20 protein-coding genes are annotated in these 24586 nt (G+C 36.6%); 9 read left to right on the top strand and 11 right to left on the bottom strand.

All coding sequences use genetic code 11. The annotated features are described in order from the left end of the window. Nucleotides 1-102: 102 nt before the first annotated feature. Entirely contained in the window at nucleotides 103-816 is a 714-nt protein-coding gene (locus R7P80_RS01490) for an EAL domain-containing protein (protein WP_053318316.1), read from the top strand. 27 nt (nucleotides 817-843) lie between these two features. Here the strand turns inward: R7P80_RS01490 and R7P80_RS01485 are convergent, their stop codons facing one another. Both R7P80_RS01485 and R7P80_RS01480 read right to left on the bottom strand, forming a co-directional pair. After that, on the bottom strand, nucleotides 844-3609 hold the full coding sequence (locus tag R7P80_RS01485; protein ID WP_318096575.1) for a DNA topoisomerase: 2766 nt from the start codon (nucleotides 3607-3609) through the stop codon (nucleotides 844-846). Further along, the gene (locus R7P80_RS01480) at nucleotides 3606-4052 is read right to left on the bottom strand and encodes a lytic transglycosylase domain-containing protein (protein WP_045592689.1); all 447 of its coding nucleotides are present in this window, start codon (nucleotides 4050-4052) and stop codon (nucleotides 3606-3608) included. Before R7P80_RS01480 ends, R7P80_RS01485 begins: the two co-directional genes overlap by 4 nt. 173 nt (nucleotides 4053-4225) lie before the next feature. Between R7P80_RS01480 and R7P80_RS01475 the strand changes: the two genes are divergently transcribed. The 4 genes from R7P80_RS01475 to R7P80_RS01460 are packed head-to-tail and all read left to right on the top strand — an operon-like array spanning nucleotide 4226 to nucleotide 9704. Continuing rightward, nucleotides 4226-6355: an ATP-dependent helicase gene (locus tag R7P80_RS01475; RefSeq protein ID WP_318096572.1), complete on the top strand. Its 2130-nt coding sequence runs from the start codon at nucleotides 4226-4228 to the stop codon at nucleotides 6353-6355. A 57-nt stretch (nucleotides 6356-6412) separates the two neighbouring features. After that, the gene (locus tag R7P80_RS01470) at nucleotides 6413-6817 is read left to right on the top strand and encodes a hypothetical protein (protein WP_318096570.1); all 405 of its coding nucleotides are present in this window, start codon (nucleotides 6413-6415) and stop codon (nucleotides 6815-6817) included. Nucleotides 6818-6828: 11 nt separating this feature from the next. Then, nucleotides 6829-8820, top strand: a complete 1992-nt coding sequence (locus R7P80_RS01465) for an AAA family ATPase (RefSeq protein ID WP_318096568.1) — start codon at nucleotides 6829-6831, stop codon at nucleotides 8818-8820. Nucleotides 8821-8831: 11 nt separating this feature from the next. Next, nucleotides 8832-9704, top strand: a complete 873-nt coding sequence (locus R7P80_RS01460; RefSeq protein ID WP_318096566.1) for a hypothetical protein — start codon at nucleotides 8832-8834, stop codon at nucleotides 9702-9704. Between the two features lie 28 nt (nucleotides 9705-9732). Here R7P80_RS01460 and R7P80_RS01455 read toward each other — a convergent pair whose 3' ends face one another. The 4 genes from R7P80_RS01455 to R7P80_RS01440 are packed head-to-tail and all read right to left on the bottom strand — an operon-like array spanning nucleotide 9733 to nucleotide 14171. Beyond that, on the bottom strand, nucleotides 9733-11124 hold the full coding sequence (locus R7P80_RS01455; protein WP_318096564.1) for a hypothetical protein: 1392 nt from the start codon (nucleotides 11122-11124) through the stop codon (nucleotides 9733-9735). 4 nt (nucleotides 11125-11128) lie between these two features. Next, nucleotides 11129-12259, bottom strand: coding sequence for a hypothetical protein (locus R7P80_RS01450; protein WP_085762323.1), 1131 nt, complete (start codon nucleotides 12257-12259; stop codon nucleotides 11129-11131). After that, nucleotides 12231-13538, bottom strand: coding sequence for a hypothetical protein (locus R7P80_RS01445; RefSeq protein WP_318096562.1), 1308 nt, complete (start codon nucleotides 13536-13538; stop codon nucleotides 12231-12233). Before R7P80_RS01445 ends, R7P80_RS01450 begins: the two co-directional genes overlap by 29 nt. A gap of 9 nt (nucleotides 13539-13547) precedes the next feature. After that, the gene (locus R7P80_RS01440) at nucleotides 13548-14171 is read right to left on the bottom strand and encodes a hypothetical protein (protein WP_116921125.1); all 624 of its coding nucleotides are present in this window, start codon (nucleotides 14169-14171) and stop codon (nucleotides 13548-13550) included. 64 nt (nucleotides 14172-14235) lie between these two features. Here R7P80_RS01440 and R7P80_RS01435 point away from each other — a divergent pair, with 64 nt between their 5' ends. From R7P80_RS01435 to clpX, 4 genes are all read left to right on the top strand, one after another. Further along, nucleotides 14236-14730, top strand: a complete 495-nt coding sequence (locus tag R7P80_RS01435) for a hypothetical protein (RefSeq protein WP_021486115.1) — start codon at nucleotides 14236-14238, stop codon at nucleotides 14728-14730. A 120-nt stretch (nucleotides 14731-14850) separates the two neighbouring features. Further along, nucleotides 14851-15312, top strand: coding sequence for a hypothetical protein (locus tag R7P80_RS01430; RefSeq protein ID WP_133297312.1), 462 nt, complete (start codon nucleotides 14851-14853; stop codon nucleotides 15310-15312). 88 nt (nucleotides 15313-15400) lie between these two features. Further along, the gene (locus R7P80_RS01425; RefSeq protein WP_318096558.1) at nucleotides 15401-17905 is read left to right on the top strand and encodes a DNA polymerase; all 2505 of its coding nucleotides are present in this window, start codon (nucleotides 15401-15403) and stop codon (nucleotides 17903-17905) included. A gap of 69 nt (nucleotides 17906-17974) precedes the next feature. Then, nucleotides 17975-19195 carry an ATP-dependent Clp protease ATP-binding subunit ClpX gene (gene clpX, locus R7P80_RS01420; protein WP_273981026.1) on the top strand — a complete coding sequence of 407 codons (1221 nt, stop codon included), beginning with the start codon at nucleotides 17975-17977 and terminating at the stop codon, nucleotides 19193-19195. Between the two features lie 464 nt (nucleotides 19196-19659). Here clpX and R7P80_RS01415 read toward each other — a convergent pair whose 3' ends face one another. The 5 genes from R7P80_RS01415 to R7P80_RS01395 form a co-directional block, all read right to left on the bottom strand. Next, nucleotides 19660-21342, bottom strand: a complete 1683-nt coding sequence (locus R7P80_RS01415) for a hypothetical protein (RefSeq protein ID WP_318096555.1) — start codon at nucleotides 21340-21342, stop codon at nucleotides 19660-19662. An 89-nt stretch (nucleotides 21343-21431) separates the two neighbouring features. Continuing rightward, nucleotides 21432-21731, bottom strand: a complete 300-nt coding sequence (locus tag R7P80_RS01410; protein ID WP_020331528.1) for a hypothetical protein — start codon at nucleotides 21729-21731, stop codon at nucleotides 21432-21434. Nucleotides 21732-21860: 129 nt separating this feature from the next. Then, entirely contained in the window at nucleotides 21861-23513 is a 1653-nt protein-coding gene (locus R7P80_RS01405; protein WP_318096553.1) for a DNA topoisomerase, read from the bottom strand. A gap of 43 nt (nucleotides 23514-23556) precedes the next feature. Further along, complete coding sequence (locus R7P80_RS01400) at nucleotides 23557-24048, bottom strand: hypothetical protein (protein WP_118895377.1); 492 nt, start codon at nucleotides 24046-24048, stop codon at nucleotides 23557-23559. Further along, the gene (locus tag R7P80_RS01395; protein WP_318096551.1) at nucleotides 24045-24527 is read right to left on the bottom strand and encodes a hypothetical protein; all 483 of its coding nucleotides are present in this window, start codon (nucleotides 24525-24527) and stop codon (nucleotides 24045-24047) included. The genes R7P80_RS01400 and R7P80_RS01395 overlap by 4 nt, the downstream gene beginning before the upstream one ends. Between the last annotated feature and the right edge of the window lie 59 nt (nucleotides 24528-24586).

Genomic DNA, 24586 nt, shown 5'->3' with positions numbered 1-24586 from the left:
TTAGTTTCCTTTTTATTTAAAAGTATACAATTCGCAGTCTTTCATTGCAAAGATATAAATATATAAATAGAATTGAAGATAACAATATAAAGAGAAAAATATATGAATAAATATTTCACCAACTACGTCCGTTATTTTCAGCCAATAATGTCTTCGAATGATAACTCTGTACATCATTACGAAATGCTCTTGCGAAAAACAGATGGAAGTACTGCGTTCCACGATATTCAAGAAATGGAAAGAAATGGAGAGATACCTCAATTGGATCTTGCAAACGTGTCGTTTGCTATTAATAAAATAAATAAAAACTCCACTTCCAAACCTATTGCTGTGAACGTTTCTTCATCAAGCCTTATGAATGATGATTTTTTTTCCGCATTGTGTAATGAGCTGAGAGCGTGTAAGAATAAATCATTAATTTCAATTGAGTTAACTGAAACGGGTCATTCTCCAGATATCCCTAAGTTAAGAGAGTATTTTGAGATACTGCAAGATGCTGGCATAAAAATCTCCGCTGATGATTTTTCATCAGGGTTCATGGATGAGAAAGTGGTAAAAAGCTTACCTTTTAACAATATAAAAATAGACAGAAATCTTGTTCAAGGAATGATGAATTCTAAGGAAGATCTTGAAAGAGTTAAGAATATTATTTCTTACGCTAAACAGAATGACATTACTGTAACCGCTGAATTTGTTGACTCACAGGAAATTCTCGAAGCTGTAAAGGGATTAGGCATTGATTATGCTCAAGGGTTTTACTTAGCAGAGCCAAGCCCTAACATGAAAAACGCAAGTGATTCAGGATACTCAATATAAAAAATCAGGGTTTTCACCCTGATTTTTTTATGCTGAGGTTTTCTTTCCTCTTGGAACCTTTCTAGCAGTTCCTGCACCAGATTTAGCACCGCCAGTTCCAGCTTTACCACGACCTCTTCCTTTTGAGCCTGAGCCAGATTTGCTGCCTTTAGCATTAAGAAGATTTTTGTATTTTTCAATATATTGAGAAGCGCAGTACGCATACTTCCTATCATCTTCTGTTGGCTGCTGCTTCTCTGAAGCGACTTCTGCAATTTGGTCGATAAACTTCAACTGACCTTCAGTAACAGGTTTAGAAGTTAATTTTTTCAATGTTTCAATGGTTGCAGAACAAACTTCAGCGCTAGTTTCAGCATTTTCTGGCATTTGGAATTCTACAGTGCATTTAGAAGCAAGGTCATTCATGTACTTCACCATGCCAGGAGTAGGTTTACTGAATAACTGATCTTTGTACTTTTCAATTATTTCACTACACACTTTTTTGTCTTCAACATAATTCTCAGGAATTTCAGCTTCTGGGATCTCAGCTATAATTCTCTCAATTAAGTTGAGCTGTGCTTGTGAAGGCACTCTTAGTACATCTTGATGCTCTGTAATAAATGTCATAGCCACAACAGGATCAGAACTTGCGTTTGCTGGTGGATTAAGCCCCTTCACTTTACAGATGGTCTTAATAGCTTTAATCATGTTTGGTGACACTTCTTTAGGAGCTTTCGCAATTTTTTGACCTAAGTTGTTCTGATATTTTTGAATCATGTCGTTTATCAGAAACTCAACAGCGTCCCTTTGTTTTTTGATGAACGCATCTCTCATCTGAACAGCTTTATTATCATCACGAAGTGTACAAAGCTTGATTAGATAGTCTTCCCACTTAGCAGTAAATGAAGCGTTGCGCAAGAACTCAGGCACCGCCTCAATTAAATCCATGCCTTTTTGTGTGGCATAGAAAACGCCTTTTTTGACTTCAACATATTTTCTCTTTTTGATGATTTCAATAATTGAAGCGCGTGTAGCAGGAGTACCGATACCTTCACTTTTTGCTAAAGCCCTTCTAAGCTCTGGGTCTGACTCATACCTAGCAAGGTTAGCCATAGCATCTGGAAAGTCCTCTTCTTTGTATCTTTCTGGTGGCTTAGTTGTTGCCGCTTTTTTGAATGCCTCAAGTAATGGTGTTGAATCACCCTTTTCAAGCTTAGGAAGTACAGACTCTTTAGTGCTTCCACCAAATGCAGCTTTCCAACCAAGATCGATTACGCGTTTTCCTCGCGCCCTAAATACTGAAACATCTCTTTTAAGTAGATCTTCGCAAGGTACAGTGACTTCAATCTCTTGAGTTGCATACTGTGCAGGTGGATACAGTGCTTGGATATATCTCTTACAAACAATTACATAGGCTTTCTGCATATGTTCGGTTGTGTAACCTTTACCATCAGGCTTAAGCGTATCAAAATCGCTTTTCGTCATTACTTTTGTAGTAGGGACTATGCCGTGGTGCTCCATATCTTTTTTGGAGTAAGTTTTAGGTGTGAATGGCTTGTAATTTGGATGTTTGCCATTGTGGATATCAGCAACCTCTTTTGCTTGCTTTGAAAGCTCAGGAATTTGCATTGTAGCTTGAAGCATTTCGTTTCTACGCTGAGGCTGATGGTAGTTTATTGGTATTTCAGCTTTAGAGGTGCGAGCATAAGACAAATACCCTTTTAAATACAAATCCTCAAGAATCGACTGAGCTGTTTGTGCAGAAATACCACACGCGCCAACAATCGCGCTCTGAGCGCCAGATAGAGCATAAGTTTTATCTGGTGATTGGCTGGATGATCCTTCCTTATAACCTGTAATTACCGCTTTTGATGCAAATTGTTTAAGTCTATCCATAAAGGCGTTAACTTTCGCTTCATCAACGAATAGAGGTGTGTCCAGTGGTGCAGCCTCACCCTCTTTTGGTACGACTTTTGATGGTTGCCAATAAATACCATCTTGATTGTTGGCAATTACATCTTCTGTAACGTAAGGCAGGTAATCAGCGAACAACTCAGCGCCTAATGCATCAAAATTCGCAGATACTTTGAAATGGTCTCTAGCAATAAAGTTTTTAATTTCAAGTTCACGTTTAACGATCATGCCAAGCGCAGGGGTTTGAACACGACCAACTGACATTACACCTTCTGAGCCTTTACCTTGCGAAAGTTCACGACCAAACTTGCCGTAACCAGCATAGAATGTATAACCCATAGTTAAGTTAATGTAGCCATAATCTGAACAATTTCGAGCTTCTGAGGCTCTCCACCAAGATTTTGTCACATCAGCGTCTCTTAGGTTTTCCATCGCCTCTTTAAGTGACTTTTCATCAACTCCAGCAGCAAACCAAGCTCTTCTTATACGACCTTTCCAACCCAGATGGTTGATTATTTCCCATCCAATTGCTTCACCTTCTCTATCCGAGTCGGTTGCAATAATAATCTCAGTGACGTTTCTTTTATTTTTTTCGTAAACGTCTTTGAAAACTTTAAGCCTTGCTTTTGGCTGCAAGTGTGATTTTGAACCAGGTCTGTCTTTGATAGGTACTAAGGTGTAGTCAGTTGGTAGTGGGACAAGTGATACAGGGTCATCCCAGCTCATGTGAGGGTGAACCTCTTGAGGATCTTTAAGTCCCATCAGGTGTCCAGCCGCAGATATTACAATAACATCTTCACCTTCGAACTTACCCTTAATCATGGCACCACTCTGAACCCAACCCATAGCCTTACCAAGCTCCTTGGTAACACTGGATTTTTCAGAAATAATTATTTTCATTTTAATTTGCCTTTTCTTTTTAATAAACCATTGTAGGCTTTATAAATTTTCTTTAAGTATCTATTTCTATACTTAGGGGTTTTACTGTGGTAATTACCAACACCAACCCAATAATCATTAGTTTCTTTTAATCGCTTGCTTAGTATCCAGGTTCCAATTCCAATATTTACACATGGGTCATAAGCAACATCGCGCCATGTGACAGTTGGATACTTCCTTTGGATGTCAGGCAGGTGAATGGTATTGATCTGCATCACACCCATATCGTAAGTACCATTACTATTTCTGGACATCGTTCCTGATTTTCCACCCTCGACCAGTATTATTGCCTTTATTACATTTGAATTTATTCTGAAGTATTGAGATGAGTATGAAACACACTGCTCAATAACGCTTTCACTAACTGGCTTTACAGGTGGAAGGTTTGGTGGTAACTCAAACATTTCACTAGTCTTTTTATTTTAAATTAATATTAATTCTGAATTTTAATCTAAAAGATATTTTTTATCTAGCTTTTAAATTAGTCAAGGCAAAATCTTACTGTTTCCTAGTCCCTTAAGATATTGTATAATGTTTAAAAATCACTAAATTTTTTAATAAGATGAATGAAGTTAAAATGGATAATGATCTAGATAAAATCATCAAAAAAATCAACAGGGAACTCAATGAACAGCAGTATTTAGCTGCCGTTACCACTGAGGGTCCCGTTATGATCATTGCTAGTGCTGGAGCGGGAAAAACTAAGACTCTGATTCACAGATGTGCAACCATGCTTGTAAAAGGCATATCTCCTAAAAACATTATGGTTGTTACTTTCACCTCAAAAGCAGCCAAAGAGATCAAACAGCGTCTTGAAGAAATGCCAGAAATTGGAGCCAATGCTGAGTACATCTGTGCAGGCACATTCCACGGCATCATTTTTAAAGAAATTCTGACGAAGTTTCCTGAAAGCAGTTATCTGAAGAGAGTTGGTATTAATGCGGAAGAGCTAACTATCCTTGATGATGCTGATGCAGCTAGCCTACTTAAGCAAGCAATTTCTGAGCTTCCAGATCTTGATAAGGAATTCATTAAAGACAATGAATGGACTTGGAAAGATATGCAGAAGGAAATGAGTCTTGCTCGTGCCAATGCGCTAGATCTTAAAGATTATATTGCGACTAATGTGATAGGTTCTGAAAATGAAGAATTAGCTCGTATCACTGCTACCGTATGGAAAAAATACAATGAGCTATGTCGCGATCACAATGGTGTAGACTTCGATGATATCTTGCTACATGCAGATAAGATGCTTCAAGAAGATGAGTATATTTCTAAGGCTCTTTCTGAACAATTCAAGTACTTAATGCTAGATGAGTATCAGGATACAAACCGTGTACAACAGAACATCATGGATTCAATCGCTCAACACCACAACAATATCTGTACTGTTGGTGATGAAAAACAAAGTATCTACGCTTTCCGTGGTGCTGATATTAGCATTATTTTAGGTTTCAAAAAGCGTTACAAAGACACTGTAATAATTGATATCAATAATAACTACCGCTCCTACCCAAGCATTATTAATTTCGCCAATGCTTGTGCTACAGCTATGGATCAGAGACTGTCTTCAGGCATTATGATTAACAAAAGACAGGTTGTAGAAGAGCCAGCAGTAGCAGCCGCAAGAAAGTCTAACATGTCTTCAATTGTAGAGTTTTACAATGAAACGCATGAAGCAGAGTCCATCGCAGGAGCAATTAAGAGAGACTTGGTTGCAGGAATTGAAGGAAAAGAAATTGCTGTTCTTTATAGAAATAGGAATACAAAGAGAGAACTGGAAAAGTTCTTAGTTACTAGTGATATTCCATATGAAATCATTGGTGACGTTAGCTTTTATCAGAAGAAACATGTAAAGGATGCAATTGCCCTTATCCGATTCATATTCCACCCATACGATAGCATGGCTGGCATGAGACTAATTAACGCATCTACACTAGGCGTATCACTTGATGCAGCGAAGAAATCAATGGCTGCTGATGGTGTTAACGTTCATGAGTTTTTAAAGATTAAAAGCCAGGACAAACTGACTTCAAAATCTGCAAAAAGTGGCGCTAGATATAAGGTTTATGCTCAAAAAATTCAACCTCTTCTAGAAATTTCAGAAGAATTAAGAAAAGCTGTTAAATACAAAGATTCACCAAAATTTATTACCGATGTGCTTGCTAAAGTATGGGATGCGTACTTAAAACCTAAAGATGGAAAAAATAAGAAAAAGGTTGAGTCAGCAGAGCTAGAAGCTCACATACAAGATGTTAAGTTTATAATTGATCGAATCCATAAAAATCTAGACCAAGGTTTCTCTATGGATGACATTATTGATGACTTAATTTTTATGGTTGATAAAAACCCAGAGTTGGATCGTGAAAGAGACTCAAAAATTAAGCTTATGACTCTACATGCAAGCAAAGGTCTAGAGTTTGATAATGTTTATATGATCGGATTTGATGAAGAAAGCATGATTGGTAAGACAGACGAGCCGAGCTATGAGGATGTTGAAGAAGCCCGAAGACTTGCTTATGTTGGAATCACAAGAGCTAAAAAGAAACTTACTATCTCTTATGCGAAATACAGAAAAACTTTCGATAACTCAACAATTGAAACTAATACAAGTAGATTTGTTAAAGAGATTGAGAAAGGCGCTGGCACTAAAATCCATAGAATTGCCCTTAAAAAATCGCAAGATAACGCTCCAAGCATGAGTTGACTTTTAACATTTTTTATGTATTATTTACTTAACAAATATTTTTTATATAGGAATTAAATGATGACTCAAACATCACAATTTACTCAGCATGATCAAAACATCGGTCAACAAGATAATGGGCATATGCATCACCAAGAGCATAACGGTCTAGTAAGCCAAGAACAGGGCGCTTCATTAAGTGATGCTCAACTTCTTGAGCAATTCCGTGAGATTCAACAAATTGAATTAGCCTCTTCTAATAAGTTAATTGAACTGCAAACTCGACTAAGCGAATCAGAAAAGCGAATGAAGCAGCTTACTCAAATCGCGAAAGAAAAGTATGGCGTTCAATCATTAAAAGAGCTGAAAGAGCTTCTTGCGAGTAACCAAGCTCATAATCAGCAGGTGATTCCACAGGCATACCAACAGGCAATCAATATTCGAGATAACATCAGAAACATTGAACAAAAAATTGGTCAGTGATAGGTGTAAATATGAATAGTGTATCTGTCCAGCAGTTAGATAATTACAGAACTGATATTTCAAACAGCTTGGTCAAGCTGTCAGGATATCAACAGGCTCTTGTTGTTGAGAAGTCTCAGCTAATGGTTGCTTCAGACGAGGCAAGTGAATACCTTGCAAATAAGGATGAAGTAGCACAAGCACTGGCTGGCATTTACTCTCAAACACAAGCCACATCAAAAGAGCTGTATGAGAATCTTCTTACAACTCAAATCAAAGAGATTATGCCTCACAATGATGAGTGTGACCGAGTTGTATTAAATAACAGCTACAAACGCGGCAGACCTACACTATCAATTGAGGTTCAAACCGTTTCAGGCAAGCTTCGCGATGTTTACCTTGATAAAGGTGGTAGTATCGAAAACCTGATTGCTATTGGTCTTCGCTTCATTTGCTTGTGCCGAACTACAAACCGTCGATTCTTAGTTTTAGATGAAGCTGATGCAGCAGTTAGCCCAAGATACGCAGAATCGTTCGCTTCGATGCTCTACTCACTTTCTACCATGCTTGGTGTACAGGTAATCTACATCACTCATAAAGAACCAGAACGCTTCATGGGTAAAGGTAGAATTCATCACCTAAAGCGCAAGGGTGGAAAAATTGTAAGTGAAGTGCTTTCAGATATCGACCACGAAAATATTAAAGTTCAAGGTCTTGATGGAAGTGAAGAAAGCGCTTTGCACGAAAACATTGGCATTAAGCATTTACGCCTGACCAACTTCAAGCAACATGAAAACACGTATCTAGAGCTATCACCATTTGTAAACTACATCGTTGGTGACAACGATGTTGGTAAAACAGCTATTGTTCAAGCTATTGAAGCGGTAATGCTCAATAAAGGTCGCGACAATCAAGTTCGCGATAATATGGACTTTTTACAAGTTGAACTGGGTCTTGAAGAAGACTATACACTTAGCTTTAAATATTCATTAAAGGGCAAAAAGAAAACCCTTTATCAATTGTTTGATGAAAATGCGGAAGAGATTAATCGCTCTACGAGCGGTGAAAAAGCCCCTGAATGGTTAGATGAAGTTTTGTTCATGCCTTTAGTCAATGATGTGAACATTCATATTAGTGATCAGCATGATGCGTCATTCATTCTCGACAAGAGCGTTTCAGAGCATAAAAAAGCTGAAATGCTAAACTTGGATGATAATTCCAAAAAAATTCAAAAGATGATTTCTCGCCATCATGAATTGGTGGACATGCATCGCAGGAATCACCTAAGCAGTAAACAGTCACTAGCAAAGCTAGACTCTAAACTTCTAGCCCTGAGAGAAATGGAAAAATCTCATGCTGACCTGGAAGAGCTAGATGAAGCCATTAGCACTATCAAGAAAAACTCAGAATCTGAGAAAGGACTAACTGACCTCATCAAACAGATGGAAGCCGAACAAAGCTTTATTGAAGCGGTTTCAGCAGTTCAGTCTATGAAAGTAGAATCTGTCGAATATTATGACACAAACGAATTGTCTCAGATTGTTTTCGAAATGGAAAAGATTCAGTCTGTAATGACTGAGATCAGCAATTTGAAAGATATGAAAGTTGTTGTTCCTGAGGTTGTAGAAACTACTGAGCTTGAATCTTTAATCAATGAAATGACCACGCTTAACCACACTATTCGAACATTGAAGTCGATTGAGGGTGTTGAACTTCCTAAGCCTGATGTGAAGCCAATTTCAGAGCTTCAGGAAATCATTAGCGGCATTGAAGATTGTAAGTCTACTATCACTTTGCTGTCTAAACTTCCTAAAGAGTTCAATCTAACTCCGAAAGTTCAGAACGTGAATGATATTATGTCTTTAATCTCTGAGATTAACACTGTTCGAAGTGAAATTAGAACACACGGTCAAAACTTAAAAACTGAAGAAGCTAACCTGAACAACGCTAAAAGACAAAAACAAGTTCTTTTGGAAAGTACAGGCTTTTGCCCTCTTTGTAATCAAACAATTCATAAGCACTAAGTGGGGATTTTATGCAGTGTGTATTTAAAGGTCTAATGTTCCTAAACAACATCAACTTATGTGCAGAAAAAAGTGCTCCAAAGGGGCGCTTAGATGATAGCTTCACCCAAACGTTAAAAGAAAAGCTTTCATATGCTATTAATTATGCAAATGAAAATGAGTTGAAGATTGTTCTATTTGGAAATGTATTTAGGAAGAATTTCGAATATGAAGCTTTAGAAATGTTCTTAGATCTATTCTCTGAATGTAATCCAATTGTTTATCAGAAGAACGGGTCAGAGTGTAACTCCATTTCCATGCTGAAAAAGATTGGTTTGTTCAATATCGTTGGGAGCGACACTGTAGTAGAAGATTTTAAGATTGAAGATGAAGAAGATATTCACAATTTGAAAATCTACTACAACGATCAACTTCCGAACGGATTCACAAACATTCCTGTAGATGATGCGTTTGCAATTTCTGGCAAATCAGTTGTGCTATGCAACAAGTACAATGAGATTGATATGGAGCTTTGTAGTGCAGATGCGATAGTGTTTGGAACATGGGATTCAGTGTCCAGCCCAAACGAAAGAAAATCTGTTTGCAATTCCATTGTGCGAGAAACGCCAAAAGACTCTGATCCATCCTTTCTAGTTTGGACTCCTGATGATGGTTTAACAAAAATTGAAGTTCCACACCAGGAAGTAGTATTTGAAGAAAACTTTGTTCCAGTAACAAATATTGCAGAGAATAAAGATCAATTTGCTAAAAACTTGATGATTGCATCTCAAACAGAAGTTGCCGAAACAAATCTATCTGAAGTTATTGATTCCTATATAGCTTCTGCCGATATTAGCGATAAAAGTAAGTCAATCATTGAGCAATTAAGTTTGGAAGTTGCTTAATCTAAAAAGGAGCCTTTCGGCTCCTTTTTTATCGAGTTAACATACTACTAACTTTCTGGCAGAACTTTTCAAGCATTTCAGAAATCGCCTTCTGGATTTCAGCAAGCTTTTCCTGCATTTTTTCTAAACGCGACTTCTCTTCTTCGCTTAGACTACTTTCATTTGATTTTTTAAAGTCATCAATCTGTTGCTTAGTTTGCTTGAATAGCTCCATGCCCTCATCAAGGTCTTTCTTAACATGAGAATTATTGGCTTTTTGGCTCTTATAATTAGCAATCTCATTGAAAGCTGCTGTTTTCTCATCAAGCTTAGAATATGCTTTAAGACGATCCTGTTCACTAAGGCTAGATAGAGAACCAGCAATTGAAGTCATTTCATGACCAATTTCTGATAGGCTTGGGGCTTGTTTACCTCTTGCAGCATAAGCACTAAAAGCGCTCATCGTAATGTCTTTAGCGCCTCTAAAAATCCCTGAAACACCTTTCGTTACACCATATAAAGGATCGTATATTGGTTGTCCACCAGACTGTCTCTGAGGTGCCGCTTGCTGTTGCAAGCCTGAAGGGATGGCATCAGCTTTGTCATTGTCAGGTGTAGACATGCCACCTTGCTCAACAGACTGCCTTGGGCTTTTAGCCCCCTTCGAGTATGGGTTATCGTTAGTTGAGCGATTTCCTTTACCATCTTTATTATCTGATTCAGGTTCATCTTCAGGCTTATTAGAAACCTTATCGCTGGCTTCAGACTCTAAACCAATATCAGTATCATCAGCTTTCAATGCCTCTTGCTGCTCTTCTAATTTTTTGATTTCTTCTGGATCTACTTTATCTTTATACTCGGGCATAGCTGCAACCTCTTTTAAATCTTCTAGCGATAACATTCCATGTTCTAGTTTGTAATCAATTAAATCTTTCAATATAACGTTGTTTTTGTGGTCTAGTTCTGCGATATCAAAACCATATTCGTGGAAAATTTTTAATAAATTTTCTGCTGAAAATTCAGCTTCTAATGGGCTAAACTCTTTACCAACAGTTCTTAGTTGGTTTACATGACGTGTATGGCTAATATTATTGCCATAAGTGTTGATTGCATCCCAAGTGTTAGTATTATTAAAGTAGATGTCAAAAGCCTGGATGTAATCTTCAGGGAACCATCTTTCGAACCCTTCCATCCAAGGTTTTATGCGCTTACATAAGTCGTTATCTACATCATCATATGTGTACGCACCCTCTTCAGGTTCTTTCTCAATGCCCATTTCGGCATATACCTTATCAAGATTTTCCATCTGACTTTTCATCTTATCAGATTGATTTTCTTGATAAATTATCTCTCTTAATTCTTCTCGAAATTCACCTGAAATGAATTTATTTATTCTTTCATGGAGAATTTTCGCAATATCTGAACCTTTATTCTTGCTCATTTTATTACCCGTTGGTTTTTTCTATAATTTCATTTGCCAGCATGTATTCTTTTTCTAGATTTTGCTTATACTCATCTATAGCATATTGAATTCTTGTAGCCATCATCAGAGCCTGTTCTCTCATGATTGGTGTTGAAGTCATGGTTAAAACTTCAGTATTCAATCTGGTTACAAATGTATCCTCAACACCACCAGATGAATCTTCACCTTTCCAGTAGTACTTATCAGTTTCATTTAGTAACGCAAGTTTAGAGACTCCTTCATCGTTTGGAATTCTTTCTGCAACATTATTAGAAAGAACCGAGTGCAATGCAGATCGTTTAACTTGTTGAGAAAGGTCTTTTATTAACTCATCATCATCACCAGCTTTTGCATACGCGTTAGGATTAACATAAGGTGGAATAACCAAGTTAACGAAATCCTTCATTGCCTCTTCTTCTTTTTGTGAATAATTTAAAAAGGCATTTGGATTCATCATATAGTCACCTTGCGTAGACATTGGTGCTTCTATTTGTGCTTGCAATGCTTCAATACGCTCAGAATCTGAAAGCTCTATATCAGAAAATCCAGGCTTTAATTCTTTATAGTTATTTACTATTTTACTATTAAACTCCGCTACCCTTCCAGCCTGAGTGTTAATATTTCGCTCAGAATCAGATGAAATTATTTTCACCTTACGATCTGAAGCACTTCTATCTTTGGTATTCAAAGAGTAAGATGCAACTGAATTATAAGCGTAATTATCTGCTTCATTAGCAGTTTTCTGAGCGTTCCCAGTATTACTTGTAGCTGTTGGTCTTTTAGCGATGATCGCACAAACATTTGTCAATGGTTGGCTTTGCTCTTGCACTTTAAGATTATGGAGGCTTTCATTTAGCTTTAGTGTTTTATTGTTTTTCATAAAGCTAATACCTAATGTTGATTCAATCCTCATTAAGTAAGTATTTACATTTTGGTCAATCCAAGTGGTATAAGTAGCAATCAATTCACCGTGTTGCTTCACCTTGCGAATATTCTCTAAAACGCTAGGAGGAATTTCAGGATAATCGATTGTTGGGAATGCTAAAGCATTCCCTGAACATACAAGCCCTACGGCTAAAGCAACACTAGCTACTTTTTTTCTTACAAATCGCATTACTCATACCCCATAAAATTGCCAATCTAGTTTTTGAGCGCTGCTCAAGGTCGGACTGATCAGTAAACAGTTCTAAATGATTATGGATATCCTCATCTATGAATGAAATTAAATCCTCTTTAATTCCAATTGTTTTCATAGGCTTACTACCCTCTCCCTGAAACCATTCCTTTCTATCTTGTTGAGACATATTTTGAACCATTTCAATCATTTCTTCTGACCATGAAATCCAAGACTTTTCAAGTGTTTCGTCTACTAGTTTCACAAGCTTTCCAATATAAATCCCGTTCTGTTTATTATTAAAGTGTGAAATTTTTTTATCAGAAAGTAAGGCATAAACATACGATGAAAATTCACTTTCAAGCCATTCAAAATTGTATTTGTGATGGGACTCATATCCCATTGTAAACTTTCTAGTCGCAGCCCTGAATTTAGGAAGATGATTAATCAAATTGGTTTCAGTTATATGTACGAAATCAGAGTCTAAAGACTCTAGAATTTGTTCCAACCATGTATCCATTGATATTTCACAGCAATATTTGAGCATATTCTCAAACAATACCTCTCGTTCACGGAAGCCGCTATATTTATCCCAATTGAATGCAATGTCTTTAGCTAAAGTAAGAGACATATTGTGGAACCACTTAACATGAACAAGTTTCTTATCACCATAGAAACCCATCTGATCTAAAATACTTTCTATCTTAATTGCATATGGAAAGATAGAGCATTTTATGTTCACGAGCGTATCGGATGTAATAACATTCTGTTCATATAGTTCTCTAACCACGTTACTGGACTTATTAAGTTCAGTAATCATATCAATAATTAGATTAACTTTTTCTTCTTCAAAGTTATTTAATGCACCAGAGCTAATCAGCTTAGAAATATTGTGTCCAAGATTAAATCCAGATGACTTTATCTCAGGTGTATACGCCGTTATCCCCATGTTCTCAAAAACATGCTGCTTGATCTTCTGCTGCAAACAGTAATACGTTAATAGTGATTCTTTGAAATCATTATCCGAAGAACAGTTTGAAGCTGAAATATCAATCAAAGGAGAAATTTCCGAAACTGTATTCGTAAAATCTCGAATTCTTGCAGATTTCTTCTTAATCTCCAGTGATTTCCTTTGTTTTACAACATCGGATTTGCTTTTGAAATCCGAATCCTTCTGTTGAGCTTCACGCTTTTTCTTTATTATTTCAGAAGGGTTTACTGATGGCACGTTAACTGTTTGTGCTCTTCCAGTGTATATCGCGTCGAAATCTTGTTCCATTTTTTAACCTTATTCGCTTAGCTCTACACTAAACTCTTCAATTTCTTTATTATTTTCCAATTCAGGCTTAATTACTTTATATTGCTTATTGAAATCAAAGGATATTTTATTCCATTCATACGCTAATGAATAGTCAACATCGGGAAATTCTATGGTTTCACCATCTTCAACAGTACCGTTTCCCGCTAGATAAAAACCAACGTCATTCTGAACATTGAATTTTCTATCTTTTAAAACCAATCTTTGTTGGAGGGCTAATTGACACATCAACACTTTTAAAGCGAAAGGTATATCATCAGATGTTGCTACATCATGCTTCTTATACGAGTCAGGAATTTCCATGCCATCCTTGATTGGGGTGGTTGTGTATCCCATCATTGCAGATGCATTGCCTCTATACAAAACATCCCAAAGCCTTTTTCCAGACATCATTACTGAGATTTCGTCCGATCTTAACATCCAGCTTGGTAGAAACGCATCGTTAGAATTGAAAAAAGATAGTTTTATAGCTGGTTCAAAATCTTTAAGACTTTCATCGTTATAGCCGTAATCAGCAATGCCTTTTCTTTTTAAAATCATTTCAAATATTTTTTGGGCTTCTATTGCTGAACCTTCTTGGTTTTTATCGACCATTGAATTGTCCTCTTTATTATTGTATTTTATTTTCATATTACAACAAACCAAAAAGAAAAGTAAGATGTTTGATAAAACTACAGAAAATAAAAACAAAATTTTCGAACTATACCCTGAAAATCAGGAGCTTGTACTTCTTGATAAGTTAAGTCATGAGTTTCAAAACTTTAGGAGGGGGTTTAGAGGAAAATTAGACCATACCTACGTTCTCTCCCCTGCCGCTTCAGACATGTTTCCTGTAACAATCCATAATGGGAAACCTATCATGGGTGTACCCGATCAACTATTCGAGATTTTTTTGGATATTAGATGGTATGTGGTGAACATTCTTGAAGGGATGAATAGTTTGTACTTAACTTTTGAAATCGGAGTGGCACCCAAAAAACATCCTGCTTCCCTTCGCGTTTACAAAAGAAAACTTCTTACTGAAGCCGTTAGTAGATATAAAAGAATGGGATTTGTCAGAATAAACAATAAAGGTGAAGCGCTTGGATTTGATGCTCTAAACTACTTCGAAAAACCAATAGCTGTAAAAAAACACATTGATTGGGAGTATTAATCAAACCACTTAGTGATCAAGCTCACATTTATCTTGATTATTCACCCCTCTAGACGTAATATTAAACAAAATAATAAATAAATTAATAACAAATAAATAATAATAAAGAGGAATACTAAAGTGTTTAATATGATTATTGCTATAGTCGCTATTTCTTTAATAACGATTGTAAGTGGAGCAGCACTCTACTATGGGGGGGATGCCTTTAACAGCAATACTGTTGAAGCTGAAGCCGCTAGAATGCGTAACGAACGTTCGCAAATAATTGCTGCAATGGAAGTCTATAAGTCAGAAGGCAACTCAGTAGGATCAGGCTTTAAATTTAAGGATTTAATTGAAGGTTCTTATCTAAAGCAGGTTCCTGATGGATGGATTGCTGACAACAACTTTGCATACAAACCACTTGATATGAACGATCCAGGCTCTCTGAATGTTTGCTACACAGCAAACCTACAAGATAACTTTACTTTTCCAAGTTCCGACCCAGATGTCTTTCCATTAAACAAAGATCCTGGCTTTGGAATACCTTATTGCGATAAGGAAAACCTTGATAAGTTAGTCCCTTGTTGCTTAGGAAGATAATGGTGCTCATCAAACCTCCAAATCCCCTCTTACACCGTAAGAAGGGATTTGATATAATGGAGGAAACTAATTTTTAAGAAAGTATAAAATGAGCATTAAGAACACTGCAATTATTGATGGGAATTCGCTTTTCGTCGGTGAAAAGCTTGATATACCTGTATTGACAATGACAGCAAGAACCTTGTTGAAAGATTACTTGCCAGACTTCACATCATGTTTCTTTGACAAAAGCAAAGAAAACCGTCCAGATGTTCAACAAGCTAAATCAATTTTGTCAGCACTAGGTTACAACGTAACATTTACTGATAAGCCCGTTGATCTTGCTGCGAACCTTACAAAAGATAAAAGTTTCATATTTGCTACCAATAACCGCTCGTTTTGTCAGTTTCTAGGTGAAGGTTCTTTAGTATTTTCACTTAATAGTAATCAAATCATTGATGAGCAAATAATTCGAAACGTTCTAGGCATCACACCAGCTCTTATCCCAGAGTTTCTCGCTGTTTGCGGAGATATGGATCAAGGTTTTGAGCCTGTATGCATGAGTGATCCGAGTCTGATTGCAAAGTTTATAAATGAAAACTCTAAAAGTGAATCATTTTATGATTTGCTATATTCAAACTTTTCAATTTCCGTTAGTAAAGATGAGCTTAAAAACCGTGTTGGATTATTAACTGGAAATTCATCACAATCATTTATGCTGTCATCAATTTCTAGAAAAGCCATAGATCCAGAAAGGCTTTATGATAGCTACAAAAACAACAAGATGTACTACTGGCTTCCTGATGCAGACCGTCTACAGTCAGGTTTTACTATTGATGGTTCTTTGTACTCTAGAGCTATTGTTGGAGAGGAAAACTTAGAAGCTGCGCTTCATCACATTAGAAAGAAGAAGTCTTGTTACATTTATACAGATACTCTGTGCGCGAACAATGAAGTAATTTCTATATCACCAGACCAATCAGAAACATATATTTTCAGACTTAATAGTCCAGAACTAAAAGAGCTACTTAATTTCATTTCAAGAAATGAAGATGTTGTGGTTGCAACGAATAATACAAAAGAAATAATTAAAGCGCTAAACCTTGATTATGGGTTCAAAAACAGAATTATTTCAGACTTTGATTTAGGTTACTACGTCCTAGATTCTAGACAAAGTAAAACCTCTTTTGGTCAAAGAATCTCTGATTTGGTTAAAATCAACTTAAAGCCAGATCGATTAATCAATAAAAGTGAAAACATTCATGAGGTTTACGCTGCCATTGCAGATAAGACTGATGCTTCATTGAGGGCTTGTAGACAAGTTCACAGACTGCTGAGGCGTGAGAATAACGATGGCTACCTCCGTAATATAGAAATACCATCAGCCTTCTCCTTAGCTAGCATGGAGGATACAGGTGTTGTCGTAAACTATGATCTATTACAGTCTATGCTAAACAATTTGGCTAAGAAGGTTGCTGTATTAGAATCTGAAATAAAAAGCATAACGAATACTGAGTTTGATGTTAATTCACCAGCTAAATTAGCTGAAGTTCTTTATGACAAACTCAAACTTCCTGCACCAAAAAACAGAAGTACTAATGAAGAAGCTTTAAGACAATTGCAAAACAAACATACAGTTATTGGAAAAATACTTGACTTCAGAAAGTATAGTTACATTAAAAACAATGTAGTTTCACCAATAATAACAAGGGTTAGTAAAGACGAGCCATTAATCAAGTGTACATTTACTCAAGATGTAACTGCAACTGGCAGGCTTAGTACCATAGACCCTAACTTACAGGGCTTGCCATCTAAGGATGTGATCGCTAAGCACGTTAAAACTGCATTTGTTTCACGGTTTTTTGATGGAAGGATCTTATCTCTGGACTATTCTCAAATCGAACTGAGAATTTTAGCTCATTTGTCGCAAGACCCTAAACTGTTACAAGCGTTTAAAGATGGCAAGGACATACACAGAGCAACTGCTGCTGAGGTATTTAGCGTTCCAGAATCTCAAGTTACGGACGATCAAAGACGTGCTGCTAAATCTATTAACTTTGGTCTCATATATGGAATGACAAAGTATGGTTTAGCCAAAGACTTGAACAGTACTGTTCAAGAGGCTCAACGTTATATGGAACTCTACTTCTCTAGGTATCCTCAGGTTGAGAAGTATTTAAACGGTGTTAGAGAATTTGCGATTAAAAATGGTTACGTTAATACCATTGGTGGTAGAAGAATCCTTATTGAAAATGCAGATTCCAATGATGAACGCCTGAGGGATAAAGCTTTGCGACAGGCTGTTAACGCGCCAATGCAGGGAAGTGCGGCGGAACTGATCAAGATGGCAATGTGTTCAGTTTCCGATTTAATTGATACTCAACAGATGAAGAGCAAACTTGTTCTACAAGTTCACGATGAACTAGTTTTTGATGTTCACCCTGATGAAGCAGAAAGTTTTTATTTATTAATTAAAAACAAAATGGAAAAAATTGTTAACCTTTCTGTTCCATTGGTTGTCGATGCTGAGCAGGGTCTAAACTGGGGTTCCGTTAAAGAAATATCTCCAGAAACAAGCAAAAAGCAAAGAAAAACCAATGAATTGACTGTTTAGATTGACATTTGTTGTGGCGATTGGTATAAATCATCACATACAAAGACAAATTAACAAAGAGTTTAGTTCATGACTGATAAACCAAAGGCGCAACATCATTGTTCATTCTGCTCGGAAAAACGTGGTGATTTAGTAAACGGAGCAACCAAAAATGTATTTATTTGTGGCGAATGCTCAAAAACATCATATGATCTGTTAAAAGAAAGCATGGCTAACGATCAAGCTCAAAGTGTGATGTTGAGCACTCCAAAACCAGTAGAAATCTTTGACTACTTGTCACAGTACATTATTGGTCAAGATGAAGCTAAAAAGACACTTGCTGTTGCTGTTTATAATCACTACAAGCGAATCAATGCAACTCAAGAAAATGACGATGTTGAGCTTGATAAGTCAAATGTTTTACTTATCGGTCCAACAGGTACTGGTAAAACACTATTTGCTCAAACACTAGCTAAAATGCTTGGTGTTCCTTTCGCTATTTGTGATGCAACATCCCTGACTGAGGCTGGCTATGTCGGTGATGATACAGAGACAATTATTCAGCGCCTTCTTATGAATTGCGATTACGATGTAGAAAAGGCGCAGAAAGGCATTGTCTACATTGACGAAATTGATAAAATCGCTAAAAAGGCGCAATCTACAAATATTACAAGGGATGTGTCTGGTGAAGGTGTCCAACAAGCTTTATTGAAGATTATTGAAGGCACCGTTGCTTCTGTTCCACCTACGGGCAAACGTAAAAATCCACAGCAAGAGTTCCTTCAGGTAGATACATCTAACATCCTATTTATCTGTGGTGGTTCATTTGCTGGTATTGAAGAACTCTTAAAAGAGAAGAAAAAGTCGGAATCTGTAAATATTGGCATCTTTAGAGATGAGAATGCTGATAAAGCTGAAGAGTCTAAAAACGCACTAGCAGATTTGGAACATGAAGACTTAGTTTCATTCGGACTTATCCCTGAATTTGTTGGTCGCCTACCTTCAATTGCTGTATTGAACGAGCTTACTAAAGAAGAACTTCTTCGTGTATGCACAGAACCAAAGAATGCAATTCTAAAGCAATACATGAAGCTGTTTGAGTTGGATGGTAACAAGCTAGTCATTTCCGATGAAGCTCTAGATCAGCTCGTTGATATGGCATTAAAGCGTAAGATAGGCGCTCGCGGCGTTCGTAACATGCTTGAAGAGCGACTAAAAGATATTATGTTTACGTCACCATCTTCAGAAGAAACTGTTTTCGAACTACAACCTCTTCCAAAAGAAGAAGTTGAGTTAAAAGAAGCAGCATAAGACAAGAATTGATAATTGAAGCCCCGAAAGGGGCTTTTTTATTGACTAAATTAACCAATAATTAGCTGGATACTAAGTACCCCACTAACCCACTAACCCACTAACCTAGCCACCTAATAACCCGATAACCCAATAACCCAATATCCTACCAAAAAACTAAATTACTGCTGTAGCATTTACCTCAAATCATCAAGATCGCCAATTCATAAATTGAAGAAAGCTCTTTCGACAGTAGATCTGACATGATTTTCATATCTTCTAATGTGACGTTTGGTGTTACAGATGTCCAACGCAAAATTAATCCATGATCTTATTTTTATTATCCTATCAGAATATTATAACTATCGTTTTTAGCGCTGTATCATCCTGAATTTCAATGTGTTCGTGTTTTGAGAAAGGATTTGTATTGAGATTACAGACATTAAAAAAGGAGGCTTTATAGCCTCCTTTTGTATGATTACGCTTTACTTGATTTGAGTAAGAAATTGCTTAGTTGCATCTCGCCACTTCTTACATTCCTCTTCACGCTCAACGGTATAATTCACTAGTCGAGCAATACTTTGAGAAACCTCTAAGCCGATTTTCTGAGCTTGATTATTACCGTTCAACTTATCAATACTGCCCATAACCTCTTCAAGAAGAGCTTCTAGTTGCTGAGACATGTTGACTGGACTCTCAGTTGAGGTTGCTTGCTGTACGTTTGCAGCAGATGAATCAACCACAGGCTCTTGCTTTTGCTCAATACCGCTTTGCTGAACATCCGTAAGTTCATTTTCGTTAGAGCTTTCACTCATAGAGCTAGGGAAAGCTTCAAAAACAAAATCGTCTCCAAATGCATCTGATGGGTCTACTTTATGCTCTTGTGTTTGAACAGGTTGTTCTTGAGTGATTGATTCAGTCGATACTGATTGAGCCACTTCTTTAGAAGTCGCAAGCTCCCAATCAAGTACAGTGCTAAATTTACGCTCTTCTTTAGGTAATTTCAGATCCTCAACTTTTTGTAGAAGACCGATATCTGAAGTTTCACCTTCAACCAGGTACATTAGTCGAGCTTTCGTTTTTGTGGTGTGAATAACACCCTCATTAACAAGCTCTTCAAGCCAGGAAGAGAAAGTAGGCATTGATACATTGAGTACAGGCTTAGTAAGCTCAAAAAGGTTGGCTTTATTCATACTATCGCCTTTCTCAGCTAACATTTGTCGTATGATAGCACCTGAAACTTGACGTTTCTCCTTTCTATTTAAATCTGACACTTTAGCAATATCAAGTTTGTATAGTGGTTTGAGGTAATCACTCATTTCCACAGGTTGCTTAGTTTCAGATTTTGCTATAGACAAAGTTTCTCTTTCTGTCGATTTGGCAGTGGTTTGAGGTTTAGGTGCCGATGCTGGCGCTGATGCACTTCCAGTGTTAACAGCTACAGGACTTGTAACCACAGACGGTTCTGGTGCGTAGTTAGAGATAAGTGACTGTAATTCAGCATCACTCATTTTTTCAACATTATCAAAGTTATCTTCAACAATGTATAGGTTTGCATCCTGTAACTCACTCAAGAGGTCATCTTCTTTCAAATAACCCTCTTTTGCTAACGCCCCACAAACATTCAGCAGGTCATCCATTGTATAGCCTGTAAGGTTTGCATCTTTGAAGAAAGGGTCAGCATGAAAATAGTTGTTGTCATCATTTCTGTTTTTAGAAATGTAACTAATCATACTTTTTGCTAGATCAACAAGGATGTCACTATCATCATTTGAAATGGTGTTAGCCTGAGTGTTCTTCTCAATGTTGATTGCTGGTGAAGCTTTAACTTTAGGTTCTTTTGAGCCACCTTGAACAATTGAGCCTTTCAAGGATTTAGATGCTTCCGCAAGGAAACCGCCTTCAGCAAAGCTAAAGCCTTCTGGTAAGGGGTGAGCTTCTAGGTATGCTTCATCACCAGTAAAAGTAAGTACTGGCAAACCACCATCATATTTGTGATCAATAACTGAATCTTTTTTCAGGTCAGAGCTGGCTAGCTTTAGGAATTGTCGCTTCTGTTTAGTTTCAGTAGCGATTTCAGAAAGTGAAAGACCGATGCGGCCTTGTTTTTGTGCTATTGCTAAGGAGTTAGCGATAATGCTTTTGTATTGTTCGGTAGATAAGTTCATCTTCTTGCCTCGCCTCATCGATTTGTATTCTGAATTATATACATAAAGATAGGCGAGGCAAGTATTTTTTGCAAAATATTTAAGAAATTTTACTTTTTCTTTTTACGCAATTTCTTTTTGTTGCTCTTTTTAGACATAAGGAGATCTTTGCGCTTAACCATTTCTTCAATAAACCACTCTTTTGATAGCTTAGCTTTAATACCAATAGGTAGTTTTGAGTAAACAGTTTCCGCAAAAGTTTGCAGCTTTGCGTCATCTTCAAGAGCTTCTTTGATCTCTTCACGAGAAAATTCTGAAACAATCTTTTGAACTGCTGGAGTAAGCATTGCTAATTGTTTAGTACTCGCAATACCTGCGCCAATTTGATTCACATACTTTTTAATACCCATTTTTCTTTTCCATTTATTTATTTTTTTATATTATTTTTTGCAAAACGTGATCGATGTCATGCTACTCTTATTATTTGTGGAGAAGATTATCATTATGGTTTGACATAATCAAACCATTTTTTTACTTCTTTATCTAAATGGAGAAATTTCGCTCGATTTGACTTTTTCTGTTGTTTGACCTTCTGCTGTATCTTTATTTGTTATGATTTCTAGAGATAAAGCAATCCTTTCATGAAGCGTCATTTCATTATTTGCAAAGATATTGTCTAGTTCATGGTATGTTTTTAAATCACAAAGTACAGGTGCAACCTGGCTTGCTTTAAGTAATGAGCTTTTCGCATGAGCATTTAAGGTGTTTTCATCATTTATATATCTTTTTGATATCTTATCAGAGTGATATGCAAAAGTACTTGGTCGTGACAATCCATACCTAACCAACAATAATGCAACCATTAGATCTTTTTGAATTAACCTATGACCGCAATCTTTACTCCTTTTTTCAATGCCTAAGTTTACACCATTAGGTAAAATTTCTGGGTAGTATGGAAACTCAGGCTTATCGTGACTCTTAATTGTTCTTGAAATAAATTTATAATCAACCTTATCTCTGTACTGAGAGATTATGTTAAAAAACTCTTTATTGTTAATACTGCTTAAATCAGGCTTGAAACGTGCTACTTTTATGATTGCTGGTTTTTTTACAGCTTTCAAAGTGTGTCTCACTAGTAAACTATAAACTTTATCTCTATCAGATAGAGAAGATAATGGAGCATATGGATTGAAGTGTGGATTTAAGGGAATTAATGCGCCATGACTATGCTGAACCCTCTCAATCTTTGATAATTTATCATTCCCTTTTTTAGCTCTAGATATAATACTTTCTCTTGAGTCAGGAACGATTCCAAACTCACTTGCTAATTCGATAAGGGTGCTAACATCATCATCCGAAACAGAACAGGAGTCGGTTCTAAAATATGATATTAAACCTTCTGCGTATAAATCCTGTAAATGATTGAAAACTTCTATCACTTTCATATTCAATGAACTGGCAATATTAATCATCGCTTGCTTACCATTCCAAAGTGTGCTGCTATCAAGTAATTCATTTTCATCAGATTGGATCAATTCAATCTTGGTAATGTTTGAAAGTTGCTCAGTAATACCCTTTATTGTATCTCTATCCATATTGAAGCAATCAAAGATTAGCTTTACATTTTTTCCGTCAGATTGAAGGTTTTTATATATGATTCCAGACTTTTGAGCGTTTTTCTCTATGTGTGATAATACTGGAGTAATGACTCTGCCAACTTCTGATCTATTTCTAATATCAGTTACTGACAGATTGAACCCTATAATTCTGTTGACTGTTCTTTTAGATATGTGTTCATTAACCATCTTCATATCTATATCTCGACCATTACCGATTGCTTTAAGTACTGAATTAGTAGTCATATCTTTAATTATAGATCTTTGATAGTTGTTTATTATTTCCTTAGCCAAATCGAAAGCTATCTTTTCTCCCTCTGTGTCATCATCTGTACAAATTAGTGTTTTTGCATATTTTCCGCTTTCAGATCGGATTTTTTTTATTAAATGCTCATCTAAATACACTTCTTCTGCGGCGTATGTTTCAAGATTTACACCCATCCTATTGGATGGGAAATCACGAATCCTGCCTCTTGTTGACATGACTTTGAAGTTTGTGCAACCAACCTCATTTAGAAGTTGAGTTAATTTATAAACTTTCCAATCAGATTCAATGATCATTAAAAAGTCTTTCATAGATATTGTTTCCTACTAAAAAGCCCCATTCGGGGCTTTAATATCAGTTACCCATTCCAGCTACATTGCGTTGTTCCATCTCATTTACAACGGTATCATTAGGGTCAACATCAAGATCTAAACCGTCCTTATCACCAGTTACGTTCTCTGTAATGTTATCAACAGCGTCCTGAGTGGTTTTGTTAACTTCTCCAACCACATTCTCCGTCACTGCTTGCGCTATCTCACATGCATTAAGGGCGCTGATATCTAAGTCAAACCCTGGCAAGCTTGGGAATTTCAAGCCTAAATCACAGTTAGCGTCATCACTATTTGACCAGTAGTCACTATCTTCTGCTTTGTTTTTTGTATCAATTCCATACTCAGTTTCACAAGACTGCTCTTGCTTCTCAATATACTTTTTGATTTTTGCCTTGGATTCTGTTTTGCAAACACTTGGTCTTTTAGGTACGGCATCAGCAGCACTCACGTTGACAGGAAGCATGTAGGCGCTGCCAATAGCTAAACTTAAAAATGTTAGTTTTATCTTATTCATTTCTTTTCTCCGAATATTGCTTCGTTCACAAAAAGATCTACAAGTAATCTAGTTTGAGAAATTGATTGGACTCTTTTATATACTGCTTTTGCTTCAAGCTTCAGAGGATCTTCTTGTTTATTTTTATAGATGTCAGCACACTCTAGGAAGATTTTAGCCCCCCATCCTATACGAGTTTCTGAGGATGATTGAGAATCTAACCATGAAAGGGCTGATAAAGATTGTCGTGCTGGCATTGCTGATAACACTGCAATGAAATCCCTTATTGTTTTATTGTCCGCTTTCATAGCTCGAACTTCATCGCAATGTGGTAAAAGATCTGCAAGTTGTTTGAACATGTCTGGAAATTCCTCATATTTATGAGTCCAAACCTCTTTATTTTCCAGATCGCTCATGAAGCCTCTAAAATCAGGCTCTAACGTTCCCCAAAACAAATCTTGAAAACCAGGCGAGAATATATCTTGCGAGTTATTTTTCATTTTATATCTCTTAATCTGTTAGTATTTCAAAGTTGACTTTGATAATATATTATTATTAA

This window comes from Vibrio sp. 2092 (assembly GCF_033339635.1).
Lineage (GTDB): Bacteria > Pseudomonadota > Gammaproteobacteria > Enterobacterales > Vibrionaceae > Vibrio > Vibrio alginolyticus.
This window is presented reverse-complemented; position numbering and strand designations above follow the sequence as displayed.